The organism is Leisingera sp. SA215 (genome assembly GCF_055902035.1).
In genome coordinates, this window is the sequence record NZ_JBVVXU010000005.1 from 68,165 (window position 1) to 81,742 (window position 13,578).

General features: G+C 63.4%; 14 protein-coding genes. 10 read left to right on the top strand and 4 right to left on the bottom strand.

The annotated features are described in order from the left end of the window. Window positions 1-6: 6 nt before the first annotated feature. From AC0KW6_RS07385 to AC0KW6_RS07410, 6 genes are all read left to right on the top strand, one after another. Window positions 7-963: a calcium/sodium antiporter gene (locus tag AC0KW6_RS07385; RefSeq protein ID WP_474034575.1), complete on the top strand. Its 957-nt coding sequence runs from the start codon at window positions 7-9 to the stop codon at window positions 961-963. Window positions 964-996: 33 nt separating this feature from the next. Further along, window positions 997-1,773: an SDR family oxidoreductase gene (locus AC0KW6_RS07390; protein WP_323778382.1), complete on the top strand. Its 777-nt coding sequence runs from the start codon at window positions 997-999 to the stop codon at window positions 1,771-1,773. Between the two features lie 311 nt (window positions 1,774-2,084). After that, the gene (gene uvrC, locus AC0KW6_RS07395) at window positions 2,085-3,974 is read left to right on the top strand and encodes an excinuclease ABC subunit UvrC (RefSeq protein WP_323778384.1); all 1,890 of its coding nucleotides are present in this window, start codon (window positions 2,085-2,087) and stop codon (window positions 3,972-3,974) included. Window positions 3,975-4,113: 139 nt separating this feature from the next. After that, on the top strand, window positions 4,114-4,785 hold the full coding sequence (pgsA, locus tag AC0KW6_RS07400) for a CDP-diacylglycerol--glycerol-3-phosphate 3-phosphatidyltransferase (protein ID WP_474034576.1): 672 nt from the start codon (window positions 4,114-4,116) through the stop codon (window positions 4,783-4,785). Next, a complete protein-coding gene (moaD, locus tag AC0KW6_RS07405; RefSeq protein ID WP_024088889.1) occupies window positions 4,785-5,030 on the top strand; it encodes a molybdopterin converting factor subunit 1 in 246 nt (81 codons plus the stop codon). Before pgsA ends, moaD begins: the two co-directional genes overlap by 1 nt. Before the next feature lie 4 nt (window positions 5,031-5,034). Beyond that, window positions 5,035-5,481, top strand: coding sequence for a molybdenum cofactor biosynthesis protein MoaE (locus AC0KW6_RS07410; protein WP_323779620.1), 447 nt, complete (start codon window positions 5,035-5,037; stop codon window positions 5,479-5,481). Between the two features lie 343 nt (window positions 5,482-5,824). Here AC0KW6_RS07410 and AC0KW6_RS07415 read toward each other — a convergent pair whose 3' ends face one another. From AC0KW6_RS07415 to ubiA, 3 genes are read right to left on the bottom strand one after another with little or no spacing between them, the layout of a single operon-like run. Continuing rightward, window positions 5,825-6,139, bottom strand: a complete 315-nt coding sequence (locus AC0KW6_RS07415) for a hypothetical protein (RefSeq protein ID WP_024088891.1) — start codon at window positions 6,137-6,139, stop codon at window positions 5,825-5,827. Further along, window positions 6,139-8,028: an OmpA family protein gene (locus AC0KW6_RS07420; RefSeq protein WP_323779617.1), complete on the bottom strand. Its 1,890-nt coding sequence runs from the start codon at window positions 8,026-8,028 to the stop codon at window positions 6,139-6,141. The genes AC0KW6_RS07415 and AC0KW6_RS07420 overlap by 1 nt, the downstream gene beginning before the upstream one ends. 60 nt (window positions 8,029-8,088) lie before the next feature. Next, complete coding sequence (gene ubiA, locus AC0KW6_RS07425) at window positions 8,089-9,051, bottom strand: 4-hydroxybenzoate octaprenyltransferase (RefSeq protein ID WP_474034577.1); 963 nt, start codon at window positions 9,049-9,051, stop codon at window positions 8,089-8,091. Between the two features lie 12 nt (window positions 9,052-9,063). Between ubiA and AC0KW6_RS07430 the strand changes: the two genes are divergently transcribed. The 3 genes from AC0KW6_RS07430 (at window position 9,064) to AC0KW6_RS07440 (ending at window position 11,986) form a co-directional block, all read left to right on the top strand. Beyond that, a complete protein-coding gene (locus AC0KW6_RS07430) occupies window positions 9,064-9,789 on the top strand; it encodes a 16S rRNA (uracil(1498)-N(3))-methyltransferase (protein WP_474034578.1) in 726 nt (241 codons plus the stop codon). Window positions 9,790-10,022: 233 nt separating this feature from the next. Further along, window positions 10,023-10,550, top strand: coding sequence for a hypothetical protein (locus AC0KW6_RS07435; protein WP_474034579.1), 528 nt, complete (start codon window positions 10,023-10,025; stop codon window positions 10,548-10,550). A 65-nt stretch (window positions 10,551-10,615) separates the two neighbouring features. Next, the gene (locus tag AC0KW6_RS07440; RefSeq protein ID WP_474034580.1) at window positions 10,616-11,986 is read left to right on the top strand and encodes a glutamate--cysteine ligase; all 1,371 of its coding nucleotides are present in this window, start codon (window positions 10,616-10,618) and stop codon (window positions 11,984-11,986) included. A gap of 342 nt (window positions 11,987-12,328) precedes the next feature. On the opposite strand, the gene AC0KW6_RS07445 is transcribed toward AC0KW6_RS07440, so the two are convergent. Then, the gene (locus tag AC0KW6_RS07445; protein WP_024088899.1) at window positions 12,329-12,805 is read right to left on the bottom strand and encodes a YHS domain-containing (seleno)protein; all 477 of its coding nucleotides are present in this window, start codon (window positions 12,803-12,805) and stop codon (window positions 12,329-12,331) included. A gap of 240 nt (window positions 12,806-13,045) precedes the next feature. Between AC0KW6_RS07445 and lfb1 the strand changes: the two genes are divergently transcribed. Continuing rightward, window positions 13,046-13,396, top strand: a complete 351-nt coding sequence (gene lfb1 / locus AC0KW6_RS07450) for an LIC10280 family protein (RefSeq protein WP_323779607.1) — start codon at window positions 13,046-13,048, stop codon at window positions 13,394-13,396. Window positions 13,397-13,578: the final 182 nt, after the last annotated feature.

The window sequence follows — 13,578 nt, forward strand, 5'->3', positions numbered from 1 at the left end:
TGGCAAATGATGCCATGGCTTTATTCGGCTCTGGGCCTGGTGATCCTGCTGCTGGCAGGCGATGCGCTGGTGCGCGGGGCAGTGAACCTCAGCCTGCGGCTGGGGGTGCCCGCGCTGATCGTCAGCCTGACGATCGTGGCCTTCGGCACCTCGGCGCCGGAACTTCTGATTGCCATCAATGCGGTGCATGAGGGCGCTGACGGCATCGCGATGGGCAATGTGGTCGGTTCCAACACCGCCAATATCCTGCTGGTGCTCGGCATCCCCGCATTGATGCGGGCCTTGCACACCAGCGAGTGCAGCACCCGCAAAAACTATGTCTTCATGCTGGCCGCTTCGGTGCTGTTCATCGCACTTGCCTATTTCGGCACCTTCACCGTCTGGTCAGGTCTGATCCTGCTGGCGGCGCTGTTCCTGGTACTGGGCGTGGCCTTTCGCGAAGCACGCAACCACCGGCGCAATGGCAACAGCTGCGCAGCAGACGCGGACCTGGAAGAGATCGAGGAAGCCGATCCGGACATGCCCTACTGGCGTGTCGGCACCTATTTGCTGCTGGGCCTGATCGGCCTGCCGCTGGGGGCCGATCTGCTGGTCGACAATGCCACCATCATTGCCCATTCCTACGGCATCAGCGAAACCGTAATCGGCCTGACGCTGGTGGCGGTCGGCACCTCGCTGCCGGAACTGGCGACCACCATGATGGCGGCGCTGCGCCGCCAGGCCGATGTGGCGCTGGGCAATGTGATCGGTTCCAACATGTTCAACCTGCTGGCCATCATCGGCGTCGCCACCTTTATCGGCCCGATCAGTGTGGACCCGGAATTCCTGCGGTTCGATCTTTGGGTGATGCTGGGCGCCTCGCTGCTTCTGATCCCCTTTGTCTTCTTAAAACAGGACATCACCCGCCTCTGGGGCGTAATTCTTACGGCGCTCTATCTGGCGTATATGGCCGTGCTGTTCTAACTCTTTCACTGCAGCGGCAGCAGGGAGAAGCAGATGCGGGCATTGGTGACCGGAGCGGGCAGGCGGCTGGGCCGGGCGATGGCGCTGGAGCTGGCCGCGCGCGGCTATGACGTTGCGGTCCATTTTGTGTCCTCAGCTCAGGAGGCTGCGGACACAGCGCGGCAGATCCGCGCCCTGGGGCGGGCCGCGGCGGTGCTGCAGGCGGATCTCTTGGATGAAGACCAGGCCCAGGCTCTGCTGCCCCGCGCGGCCAAGGCATTGGGCGGGCCGGTCACCTGCCTTGTCAACAATGCCTCGGTTTTCGAGCATGACACGCTGTCCTCTGCCACGCGGGACAGCTGGGACCGGCATCTGAACAGCAATCTGCGAGCCCCTTTCGTGCTGCTGCAGGCGATGGCTGCACAGCAGGTGCCGCTGCTGCGGGATGCAGGCGGTGAGCCGCGTGCCTGGGGGCTGGCGGTCAATATGATCGACCAGCGGGTGCGCAAGCTGACACCTGATTTCATGAGCTACACGCTGGCGAAGTCTGCACTGTGGACACTGACACAGACAGCCGCGCAGGCGCTGGCGCCGCGGATCCGGGTCAACGCCATCGGCCCGGGGCCGACCTTGCAGGGGCCGCGGCAAAGCCAGGAGCAATTTGCCCGCCAGCGCGCAGCAACGATCTTGCAGCGGGGCGCGGATGCCGGGGACATCACAGCTGCATTGTCATATCTGCTGCAGGCAAAGGCGGTTACGGGGCAGATGATTTGCACTGATGGCGGCCAGCATCTGGGCTGGCAGACCCCCGACAGCGACGGGCTGGAATAACGCAAACAGGGGCCGGAATGTCTGTGTCCCTGGAAGTTTTGCACCGGTTCACCTGCTGACATGAAAGCGTTACAAAAGTGTATTTGTTTTCAAAGCCTTGACAGGGGTGGTTAATAATTTGCATTTAAAACAGCACGTTATCAAATTGCCTATTTATTGAGCAATCGTCCGAAAACACCAAATAATAAGGGAAAAGGCGGGATAGCCCAAAGATATCTCCGTAGTTATCCACAGCTTCGGTGGATTTCCCCGCTCTTGATCCGGGCAGGCAAACATTGCAGCCAGGGGCGGGGAATCATATGTCTGGGCACATGACTGACCAGCCCGCTGCCCCCCCCGCGGATTCGCCCGCCGAAAAGCCGAGAACCGGCTATGCCGTGATCCAGGATTACCTGAAAACACTGGATGGGTCGCCCGGGGTTTACCGGATGCTGGATGCCGACAGCCGGGTGCTGTATGTCGGCAAGGCGCGCAACCTCAAGGCCCGGGTGTCGAACTACAGCCGCCCCGGCAACAGCCCGCGGATCGAGCGGATGATCGCGCTTACAGCCTCGATGATGTTCCTGACCACTCGGACGGAAACCGAGGCGCTGCTGCTGGAACAGAACCTGATCAAGCAGCTGAAGCCCAAATACAACGTGCTCTTGCGCGATGACAAAAGCTTCCCGAATATTCTGGTCGCCAAGGATCACGGGTTTCCGCAGATTAAGAAACACCGCGGGGCGCGCAAGCAGAAGGGCAGCTATTTCGGCCCCTTTGCCAGTGCAGGCGCTGTGAACCGGACTTTGAACCAGTTGCAAAAGGCGTTCCTGCTGCGCAATTGCTCGGACGCGATGTTCGAGGCCCGCACGCGCCCCTGCCTGCAGTATCAGATCAAGCGGTGTTCGGCACCCTGCACGGGACTGATTTCCGAAGCGGGCTATGCCGAAAGCGTGCGCGACGCCGAACGGTTCCTGTCCGGCCGGTCCTCCAAGATCCAGGAGGAGCTGGCAGAACAGATGATGGCGGCCTCGGAGGCAATGGAATTCGAACGCGCGGCGGCGCTGCGCGATCGCATCAAAGCGCTGACCCAAGTGCAGTCCAGCCAGGGCATCAACCCGCGCGGCGTCGCCGAAGCGGATGTGATCGGCTTGCATATGGACGGCGGCCAGGCCTGCGTGCAGGTGTTTTTCATCCGCGCCAATCAGAACTGGGGCAATCAGGACTTCTATCCGCGGGTGGATGCCGACAACAGCCCGGCGGAGGTCATGGAGGCCTTCCTCGGGCAGTTCTACGGCAACAAGGAGCCGCCGCGCCAGCTGATCCTGTCGGATGCGGTTGAAAACGCCGATCTGATGGAGGCGGCGCTGAGCGAGAAGGCAGACCGCAAAGTCGAGCTGCTGGTGCCCCAGCGCGGCGAAAAGACCGAGCTGGTGGCTTTTGCGGTGCGCAACGCCCGCGAGAGCCTGGCCCGGCGCATGGCCGAAAGCGCGACGCAGGCCAAGCTGCTGCGCGGCCTGGCCGAGGCGTTTGGCCTGGAAGGGCCGCCGCAGCGGATCGAGGTCTACGACAACTCCCACATCCAGGGCACCAATGCGGTGGGCGGCATGATCGTGATGGGGCCGGACGGGTTCATGAAAAACGCCTACCGCAAGTTCAACATCAAAGGCGACGACTTGGTGCCCGGCGATGACTTCGGCATGATGAAGGAGGTGCTGAACCGCCGTTTCTCGCGCCTGCTGAAGGAAGACCCGGATCGCGACAAGGGCCTGTGGCCGGATCTGCTGCTGATCGACGGCGGTGCCGGGCAGGTCTCGGCAGTGGCCGAGATCATGGCAGAGCACGGCGTGCAGGACATCCCGATGGTAGGGGTTGCCAAAGGCGTCGACCGCGACCACGGCAAGGAGGAATTTTACCGCACCGGTGAAAGCGCCTTTGCCCTGCAGCGCAACGATCCGGTGCTGTACTTTATCCAGCGGATGCGGGACGAAGCGCACCGGTTCGCCATTGGCACCCACCGCGCCAAGCGCGCCAAGTCGATGAGCGCAACACCGCTGGACGAGGTGCCCGGCGTCGGCGCCTCCCGCAAACGCGCCCTGCTGGCCCATTTCGGCAGTGCCAAGGCGGTGAGCCGTGCCAATCTGGCCGACCTCAGGGCGGTGGAGGGGATCTCGGAGGCGCTGGCCGAGCGGATTTATGACCACTTCCACGGCAGCAGCTAGGCGCAGACCTTGAGATTCTGGTTCCTGCAGTTTCTTTCTGGCCGAAAATACGTCCGCCGGAGGCTTCCGCCGCCTCAGCGGCGGAATTTTGCACCAGAGCCGCTTTCCTCTTGCGAAACAGCCGGATAATGTGCGCGGCATGAAGTGGACCTTGCCAAATATTCTCACGCTGCTGAGGCTCGTTGCCGCCCCTGGCCTTGCTGTGATGTTTCTGTACTTCTCCCGTCCCTATGCGGACTGGTTTGCCCTGCTGCTGTTTGTCACCGCGGCGGTGACCGACTGGTTTGACGGCTACCTGGCGCGGGCTTGGAAACAGGAAACCAAGATGGGTGCGATGCTGGACCCGATTGCCGATAAGGCGATGGTGGTAATCGCGCTGATGATTATCGTCGGCTATGCTGCCGAGCATTGGACCCCCTGGCTGGTGCTGCCCGCCACGGTGATCCTGTTCCGCGAGGTGTTTGTCTCGGGCTTGCGCGAATATCTGGGCGATACGGCCGGCACGCTGAAAGTGACCAAACTGGCCAAATGGAAGACCACCGCGCAAATGATCGCCATCGCTACGCTGTTTTCGCAAGGCATCTTTGAACATTACCTGGTGATGTCTTCCTTTGGCATGGATGATCAGATCTACTCCCAGATCATCGAAGGCGAACTGGAGGATCTGTTCGGGCTGCGCTGGAAAGAGGCCGGTGTGATCTGGACGGGGCGCTTGGGTTTGTGGCTGCTGTGGATTGCAGCAGCGCTCACCTTGATGACTGGCGCTGATTACCTGCGCAAGGCGCTGCCGCATCTGAAGGAGGCCCATTGATGGATATTCTGTATTTCGCCTGGGTGCGCGAACGCATCGGCTTGCCGCGCGAGCAGGTGGAAACTTCGGCAGCCACCGTTGCGGAGCTGGTTGAGGAGTTGCGCGCCTGCGACGAACGCTATGCCGCTGCCTTTGCCGATCTCTCTGCCTTGCGTGTTGCCTTGGATCAGGAGCTGTCCGAGTTCGATGCGCCGCTGGCTGGCGTGCGCGAGGTTGCCTTTTTCCCGCCGATGACCGGGGGCTGACGCGGTGCGGATCTCCGTTCAGGAAACGCCGTTCGCACCGGGTGCCGAAAGCGACGCCTTTGCGGCCGGCGCCGCGGGTGCAGGCGCCGTGGTGACCTTCACCGGCGTGGTGCGTGATGCGGATCAGGGCCGGTTGCAGGCAATGGAGATCGAGCATTATCCAGGAATGACCGAAAAGGCGCTGACTGCCATTGCCGAGGAGGCCTGCACACGCTGGTCGCTGGCGGATGCGCTGGTGATCCACCGGTATGGCCGCCTGGCCCCGGGCGAGCGCATCATGATGGTCGCAACTGCCGCCCGCCACCGCAGGGATGCGTTTGAGGCGGCGGAATACCTGATGGACTACCTGAAATCGCGCGCGCCGTTCTGGAAAAAGGAAATTCTGACCGGCGGCGATGCCGATTGGGTTGCCGCCAAGGACGCCGACGAGGATGCGCTGAAGCGCTGGTGAGCCCTGCCAGCGGGGCGATGCGGGGTGCTCCCGCCAGGTTTTCAATCCTCAAAGGATGATTTCCGCCTGTTGGGCCCGGCGCCGCGCTGCGCGCTGCGCCTTTATTTTCGGAGATGGCCTTGAAGAACAGGTCTGCCTTCAAGGCCGGTCCTGTTTCTGTTCAGGTTGGTGCGTCAAGGACAAGCCGCTTCGCGGGGCCTGCAGCCGCCTTGCCCCTCGAGCGCCGTAAGGGCCGCGAGCGGGGCCGCCGTGCGCCGGCACGGCGCCGCGCCCAAGGCTGCCCGGACGGTGCTGGCGCAGCCGGCGCGGTCTGCAGGCGCGGGAGTGCGCCGCTGCCCCAAGCTCAATGGGGGATCTGGCTGCGCAGCTCTTCGGCTTCCCTGCGGGCTTCGCGCAGTCCGTCCATCGTGGCGCGCAATTCGGCCTCGGTCTGGGTCAGCTGGTTGGTCAGCTCTGCCTCGCGCTGCTGCAGATAGGTGATCGCCTGGTCGCGGGTTTCTTCCGCCTCATGCAGCTCCTGGCTCATCCGGTCGAGGTCGGCCACATCGCTTTGCCGCACCCGGGTGAAGCGGTGCACCAGCCAGTTGGCGAACCAGCCAAGCGCAAAGGCCGCGAACAGGATGATCGCGGTGGTGATGATGAACTCAGTCCTGTTCATTATTCTGTGGTCTCCTGTGCGTCTTCTGCGCGTTCGGCGGCCTGTTCGCCGTTGCCCGTGTCTGCGGTGTCTTCTGCCGCGGCGGGGCGGATCAGTTTGAATTCGATGCGGCGGTTGGCTTCGCGGCCGTCTTCGGTGCCGTTGTCCGCGATCGGCGTGCTTTCGCCATAGCCCTTGGCGGCAAAGGTCGAGGTCACCACCCGCCGCGCCCGCAGTTCGTTCAGCACCGACTGGGCGCGTGCCTGGCTCAGCTCCTGGTTCATCGCTTCGCGGCCCTGGCTGTCGGTGTGGCCCTGGATCTCCAGCCGCACCGGGCCGCAGCGGCCGAGGACGCCTGCGATACGGTCCATGGTTCCAGTGCTTTGCACCGCGATCGTGGCCGAGCCGGGTTCAAAGGCAATCTTGGCCTCGCTCTGGGCGCTGGCGAGCTGCGCCTCGCACAGTTCCGGCGGCAGCGGCTTGTCCTTGGGTTCGGGCGGCTTTTCATAGGTGATGTCGAGGTCATAGGTATCGGCCTCGCCCAGTTTGGCGGACAGGAAACCGGCAATCTCAGCCGGGGCGTCCTTGCGGTAGCTCATGCCGCGCAGTTCCAGATTGCCGGGCGTTACAGTGACCGCGCCGCGCTGCAGATAGGAGAGCGCTTCCAGTGCTGCCAGCACCCGCACCGGCCAGTCGGCAGGCAGGTCGGCGACGACACGGGCCGCTGTGTGCACGTTGTCCGACCCGAACCGCGCTTTGGCATAGCTGTCGGCCACTGTGCGCTGCGCGGCATCGGTAAGGCGCCCGCGCAGCTGCACCTGGCCTTCAGGGCTGAGTGTCGCGGTGAATTCAGGGATCCCCCCGGCGTCCTGGGATTCCGGTACCGGCAGGACCGCATGCAGCGCAAAGACCTTGGGGAGGGCGTTTTCCAGCTCCCCCGCCACATGGTCGAACAGTTTGCTGTCGGTGCCTTCTGCGGCGGCCAGGGTGATATCCGCATTGGCAATGGTCACCGCGCCAGCACCAAGTTCGGCCAGGCCTGCAATGCTCAGTTCCGCCGCGCGGGCCCAGTTGGGGGAAGGCACACCCATGCCGATCACGCAATCCGCGTCATCCTGCAGCCCGGCCTTGCGGGCGGCGGCCAGAATTCGGTTGCGGCTTTCCTCGCTCTCGGCGGAGCAGGCATCGAATTCTGCACCGTCAGGCCCCAGAAGGAAGCGCAGGGTGAAAGGAGTGATCACCGGGCGCGGCGCCGCGATGTCGAGCGCCAGCCGCAACCCCGGCGGAGCCTTGCGGCCGAGCTGCTCCTCCAGCCGCGCCTTGGCCTCCTCGCTGCCGGAAATGGCGGTGACCGAGACCTCCCCGGCTGCCACCGAGATTTTTGAACGCGGCAGCAGCTTCAGCGCTTCCACCGCAAACTGCATTGACTCCTGCCAGCCGTCAGGGATCGTGTATTTCGCGGTTTCCAGCAAATCGGCCACGTTCTCAGGGCCCGCCAGCGCCTCAAGCTCTTTGACCAGCGCTGCGCGGCCGGATCCAGCGGGAATCAGGCCGATAATCGATATACCGCTGTCATTGCGCAGAATTTCCGCAGAGAACCGCGGCGGGGCCAGGCCGTTGGCGGGCGGCACCTCGATGCCATCGAGGATCCGCGCTGCATCGACAACCGTACCGACCCGCGATTTGACCGAGAACCGGGTGGCTTCATCAGGTGCGGTGCCTTCCAGCAGCACCTGCAACCCGTCGGCAGTTACCTCGGCCCAAGTATAGCCGCCGTCATCCAGCGCCCGGCGCACACTTGTTTCTGTGCTGCGCTCGACAGCGGTGACGGCAAATCCGGCGGCAACAAGGCTCAGCCCGGCCGCAGCGGCAAAGGCCAAGCCCGGGATCAACAGCTTAGACAGGCGCATATGGCAGTATCTTCCCAGTTTGCGTTACAGGCTCTTACCCCGCGCGCGGCTGCGGTTCAATCACACGAACATGGCCAGCACAAAGAAGATCAGCGGAATCAGGCCGGTATCGCGGTTCAAGCGGAACAATTGCAGCAGCCGCTGTGAATGTTCTGCGTCAAAGGCGCGCAGTTGCCAGGTCAGGTGCCAGCCCATCGCCCAGGGCGCGGCCAGCGCCAGAACCAGCGCCAGCACCGAGGCATTGTTCTGAACCGCCAGGAGCACTGCCAGCGCCATCAGGCTGACAAAGGCAACAATGAACCGGCGCAGCCACATCGGGGTATCAGAGCCAAACAGCCGGGCGGTGGATTTCAGCCCGATCAGCGCGTCGTCCTCGGTGTCCTGATGGGCATAGATGGTGTCGTAAAACAGCGTCCAGGCGATACCTGCCAGATACAGCAGAACCGGCGGCCAGCTGAGGGTGCCGGTATGCGCCACCCAGGCCAGCATGGCGCCCCAGTTGAAGGCGAGGCCCAGGAACACCTGCGGCCACCAGGTGAACCGTTTGGCAAAGGGGTAGACCGTTACCGGCAGCAGCGACAGAACGCCCATGGCAATGGCCGCCTGGTTGAAGGTCAGGAGGATCATAAGCCCCAGCAGGCATTGCAGCCCCATCCAGGCCAGCGCACCCTTGACCGTGACCTGGCCTGCGGGGATCGGGCGCGAGCGGGTGCGCTCCACCTGGCCGTCGAAGTTGCGGTCGGTGATATCGTTCCAGGTGCAGCCCGCGCCGCGCATCAGCCAGGCGCCCGCAGCGCAGCCGATGGCGATCCACAGATCCTGCCAGCGCGGGCTCTGATCCGACAGGATCGCCAGGGCCAGCCCCCACCAGCAGGGGATCAGCAGCAGCCAGGTTCCGATCGGCCGGTCGGCGCGGGAAAGGCGCAGATAGGGCCGCGCCCATTCCGGGGCATAGGTGTCGACCCAGTTTCCGGTGACCGCATCCGCGACCTGACCCTCTGGCGCTGGCTTCTGGCCTTGCATATGTAGGACCTCATGAGTGCAAAAATCAGACTGTATGTAGAACACCCCTTGGGGGCAGGGCAATCGGTTCCGTTGGATCGTGATCAGGCGCATTACCTGTTCGGGGTGATGCGGCTGGCGGTTGGAGCCCCTGTGGCGCTGTTCAATGGCCGCGATGGCGAATGGCAGGCCGGGGTCGCCGAGGCCGGCAAGCGCGGCGGCACGCTGATCTGTCAGGAGCAGAGCAAACCTTTGCAGCTGCCGCCGGACCTGTGGCTGATGTTTGCCCCGATCAAAAAGGCGCGCACCGATTTCATCGTTGAAAAAGCGGCTGAGATGGGCGCCGCCCGCATCCTGCCGGTGCAGACCGAGTTCACCAATGCCGAACGCATCCGCCAGGACCGGCTGCAGGCCCATGCGGTCGAGGCGGCCGAGCAATGCGGCGGCACTTATGTGCCGGAAGTGGCGGAGCTGCAGAAGCTCCCGCGCCTGCTGGAGGATTGGCCCGACGACCGGCAACTGATGTTCTGCGACGAGGCCGAGGTGGGCAATGCGCTGCAATTGGCCGCAGAAACTCAGAAAGGCGCGCCCTGGGCGATCCTGATCGGCCCCGAGGGCGGCTTTTCCGAAGCAGAGCGCAAGCGGCTGCACAGCCATCCGCAATCCCATGTGGTCAGTCTCGGCCCCCGCATCCTGCGGGCCGACACCGCGGCGGTAGCGGCGATGACCCTGTGGCAGCAAAGCTTGGGGGACTGGTAGCGGAGAGACATCCGCCTCGGTCAGAGACTGGAAACCATTTGCTGTTGCACTGGGCCGCGGTGCCAATGCCGTACAACCGGCAGAGTCCTAAATCTCTGGCGTCAGTGAGGCCATGAATGCTGCAAACGCCGGCAATCGGCTTGCGGACCATTGCATCCGGTGCTGCAGCGCCACAAATAGGGGAGGCGTGGCAGGCCGTTCCGCCTGCCGGACGTAGTTATGAGGCGATACACATGAGTTTCATCCGCCCGGAAGCCCGCGTCGCGATCTGGCAATGGCGCGAGGTCCTTGCTGCGGTAATGATGTTCCTGCTGGGGTTGAAGTGGGCCTTCTCCTCAGCCGGGTTCACCGCCATCACCGGCTGGGCCTTTGTCGCCACCGGTCTGGTGACTGCTGTTATCGGTGCTCAGCGGATGCGCTTTCGCCGCGGCACCGGCGGCCCCGGGGTGGTGCAGGTGGACGAAGGGCAGATCGCCTATTTCGGGCCGCTCACCGGCGGCGCAGTGGCCGCATCCGAACTGGAACGGCTGGCGCTGGATCAATCCTCCAAACCGCCGCATTGGCTGCTGGAACAACCCGGCCAGCCGCCGCTGGCGATCCCGGTGAATGCCGAAGGCTATGAAGCGCTGTTTGACGTCTTTGCCGCTCTTCCCGGCCTCAAAACCGAGCGGATGCTGACCGAACTGCGCCGCCGCGGCCCTCACCAGGTCGTGATCTGGGAGCGCTCCTCGAGCCGGCCGGAACATCAGCGGCTGCATTGACACCGGCGGCGATTCCGCCCACCACTGACCCTTCATGACAGACCTAACAGGACGGAGTGCCAGGCATGTCCATTCCCCAGTCCGGCGGCGGACCGATCGAGCGCCACGAACAGCTTGCCGAATATCTTGCTGATGGCTGCAAGCCCAAGGAAGACTGGCGCATCGGCACCGAGCATGAGAAGTTCGGCTATTGCAAGGACACGCTGAAGCCGCTGCCTTATGAGGGCGAACGCTCGATCCTTGCGGTGCTGACAGGCCTGCGCGACGGCCACGGCTGGGCGCCGCTGACCGAAGGCGATAACCTCATCGGCCTGACCAAGGACGGCGCCAATATCTCGCTGGAGCCGGGCGGGCAGCTGGAGCTTTCCGGCGCGCCGCTGGAGACCATTCACGAGACCTGCGATGAGGTGAACGCCCATCTGCGCGACGTGAAGGACATCGCCGACAAGATCGGCGTCGGCTTCATCGGCCTGGGCGCCGCTCCGGTCTGGAAGCATGAAGACATGCCGCTGATGCCCAAGGGCCGCTACAAGCTGATGGACGGCTACATGCAGGAAGTCGGCAGCATGGGCACCACCATGATGCGCCGCACCTGTACCGTGCAGGTGAACCTCGATTTTTCCTCCGAGGCCGACATGGTGCAGAAGATGCGTGTTGCACTGGCATTGCAGCCGGTGGCAACCGCGCTGTTTGCCAATTCACCGTTCCTGGACGGCAAGCCGAACGGCCATAAATCCTGGCGTGCCCGGGTCTGGCGCGATCTGGACGCCGACCGCACCGGCATGCTGCCGTTCGTGTTCGACGAGGGTTTCGGTTTCGAGGCCTGGGTGCAGTATGCGCTCGATGTGCCGATGTACTTTGTGTACCGCAACGGCGAATATGTGAACGCGCTGGGCATGTCCTTCCGCGATTTCCTGAAGGGCGAACTGCCGGCGCTGCCCGGTGAAACACCGACGCTCAGCGACTGGGCCGACCACCTCACCACCGTTTTCCCCGAGGCCCGGGTGAAAAAATTCATCGAAATGCGCGGCGCCGACGGCGGCCCCTGGCGGCGTCTGTGCGCGCTGCCTGCGCTCTGGGTCGGATTGACCTATGACCAATCGGCGCTGGACGCGGCCTGGGACCTGGTCAAGGGCTGGGACGCGGAAACCCGTGAAGCCTTGCGTGTGGCGGCCTCCGAACAGGGGCTGCAGGCCAAGGTCGGCGGCATCAGCATGCATGAACTGGCGCGCGAGGTTGTGGCGATTTCGGAGAGCGGGCTGAAAGCCCGGCATAAGCCTGGCGCCGGCGGGCTGGTGCCGGATGAAACCCATTTCCTGAATGCGCTGAAGGACAGCCTGGACAGCGGTAAGGTCCCGGCGGATGAGTTGCTGGCGCGCTATAACGGCGCCTGGGAAGGCGATCTCAGCCGGATCTATGGCGAATTTGCTTATTGACCTGCAGAGGCGGCCCGGACGGGGCCGCCTGCTTGAAATCCACGTGTTTAATGAAAAGCTGATGAACTTGGCGGCGCATGACCGGATGACGTCGCTGCACAGCCGCGATCACTTTTCCGGCTGATATCCGGGCTGGGCTACCGTGACGGCAGCCGGACGGCCGAGGCGGTCCTGCGCGAGGCGGATGAAGCGCTTTATGCAGCCAAGAACAGCTTCCGCAATCCGGTGAAGCCGCCCGGCAGGTTTAATGGGCCCGCGGCATCCTGCCCGCGCGGACAGAAGGAAAACCGGCGGCAGGTTGACCCGCCGCCGGCTGTACGTAAGTGAGTGGCGGCCTAGGCCTTATTGCGCCTGCAGCGCGGCCGGGTCCTTGTCCGCAATATCGTCCCAGTTCACATCAGCCTTCTCGATGAAGCCCGGGATGTCGCCTTCCCAGCGGGTTTGAATGTCTTTGGCGAGGTTCAAATACAGTTTGTCGTCGACAATCTTCCAAAGCGTCGGATCGCCGTCGAACTTAAAGCCCATGGCGGCGCCGAAGGCGCAGTATCCGCCGTATGCCGGCAGGTAGGCTTCCGGGTTCTTTTCAAATTCGGCTTTGTTTTCCTCCGAGGCGAACCGGTACATCGCGTCATTGTGGGATGCGGTGATTTTCCAGTTGCCCGGGGTCGGTTCCCCAACGGTGAAATACGCAACCGGGTCGTATCCCTGCAGGGCAAGGCCGGTTGAGGATGCGTTGAGTTCTACGCCAGCGGCCATAGCAGAAGTCGCCAGAGCAACTGAAAGCGCCACACCGCTTACCAGAGCTTTTACTTTGTTCATGGATCCCGTCCTTTCGGTCCCGGCCGGGACTGCAGAAAATTTGCGCCCGGCTGAAGTTTCATAAATTGTGCCGCGGTTTGCTGCGGGTCACGGCACTGATGTGGAGAGCCCGGCGATCACGTTCAAAACAACTCAATTTGAATGTGCGGCAGGCAGAGTGTTTCTGTGCATGCCTGCGCAGGGCAGGTGACAGAATGGTTCGCGGCAGTCACAGTGGCGGCAGCCAAAATGGAGATGAGAGTGACAGGTGCATTACCCAGCCGCCGCGCGATCCTGAGCGGGCTGACAGCTTTTGCTCTCTTTGCAGCCCCGGCCAGCGCGCAAAGCGTCGGCGGTGTTTACCGCGCGGAGGGGCGTAATCCCGACGGCAGCAGTTATTCCGGCACCGTGCAGATTCAAGACAATGACGGGGCAGTGGAGATGCAGTGGCGGATTGCCGGCCAATCTTATTCGGGCAGCGGTTCGCGCAACGGTGATGTGATCTGGGTGAACTGGGGCCAAACCCATCCGGTGGTCTATGTACGGATGCCCAGCGGTGAGTTGCACGGCACCTGGGGCAATGGCCGCGCGCTGGAGCGTCTTATTCCGTAAGATTCAGCACCAGTACGACGCGAACCGTTTATTCCTCGGGCATGCCGCAGGGTTTCAGCTGCAGGCCGGCGGCCAGCCGGTACAAGTCGCGGCTGATGCAATCCCTGCCGCCAAGTTTACCGGTTGCCAGTTTCCGGGCCTTGCTGCCCGGCCGCAGTACCGTAAAAAGCACCTGAAGACAG

Bases quoted from the DNA above. Each gene is read 5' to 3' on its own strand.
- AC0KW6_RS07385 (WP_474034575.1), top strand. From the start codon at position 7: ATGATGCCATGGCTTTATTCGGCTCTGGGCCTGGTGATCCTGCTGCTG.
- AC0KW6_RS07390 (WP_323778382.1), top strand. From the start codon at position 997: ATGCGGGCATTGGTGACCGGAGCGGGCAGGCGGCTGGGCCGGGCGATG.
- uvrC (WP_323778384.1), top strand. From the start codon at position 2,085: ATGACTGACCAGCCCGCTGCCCCCCCCGCGGATTCGCCCGCCGAAAAG.
- pgsA (WP_474034576.1), top strand. From the start codon at position 4,114: ATGAAGTGGACCTTGCCAAATATTCTCACGCTGCTGAGGCTCGTTGCC.
- moaD (WP_024088889.1), top strand. From the start codon at position 4,785: ATGGATATTCTGTATTTCGCCTGGGTGCGCGAACGCATCGGCTTGCCG.
- AC0KW6_RS07415 (WP_024088891.1), bottom strand. From the start codon at position 6,139: ATGAACAGGACTGAGTTCATCATCACCACCGCGATCATCCTGTTCGCG.
- AC0KW6_RS07420 (WP_323779617.1), bottom strand. From the start codon at position 8,028: ATGCGCCTGTCTAAGCTGTTGATCCCGGGCTTGGCCTTTGCCGCTGCG.
- ubiA (WP_474034577.1), bottom strand. From the start codon at position 9,051: ATGCAAGGCCAGAAGCCAGCGCCAGAGGGTCAGGTCGCGGATGCGGTC.
- AC0KW6_RS07430 (WP_474034578.1), top strand. From the start codon at position 9,064: ATGAGTGCAAAAATCAGACTGTATGTAGAACACCCCTTGGGGGCAGGG.
- AC0KW6_RS07435 (WP_474034579.1), top strand. From the start codon at position 10,023: ATGAGTTTCATCCGCCCGGAAGCCCGCGTCGCGATCTGGCAATGGCGC.
- AC0KW6_RS07440 (WP_474034580.1), top strand. From the start codon at position 10,616: ATGTCCATTCCCCAGTCCGGCGGCGGACCGATCGAGCGCCACGAACAG.
- AC0KW6_RS07445 (WP_024088899.1), bottom strand. From the start codon at position 12,805: ATGAACAAAGTAAAAGCTCTGGTAAGCGGTGTGGCGCTTTCAGTTGCT.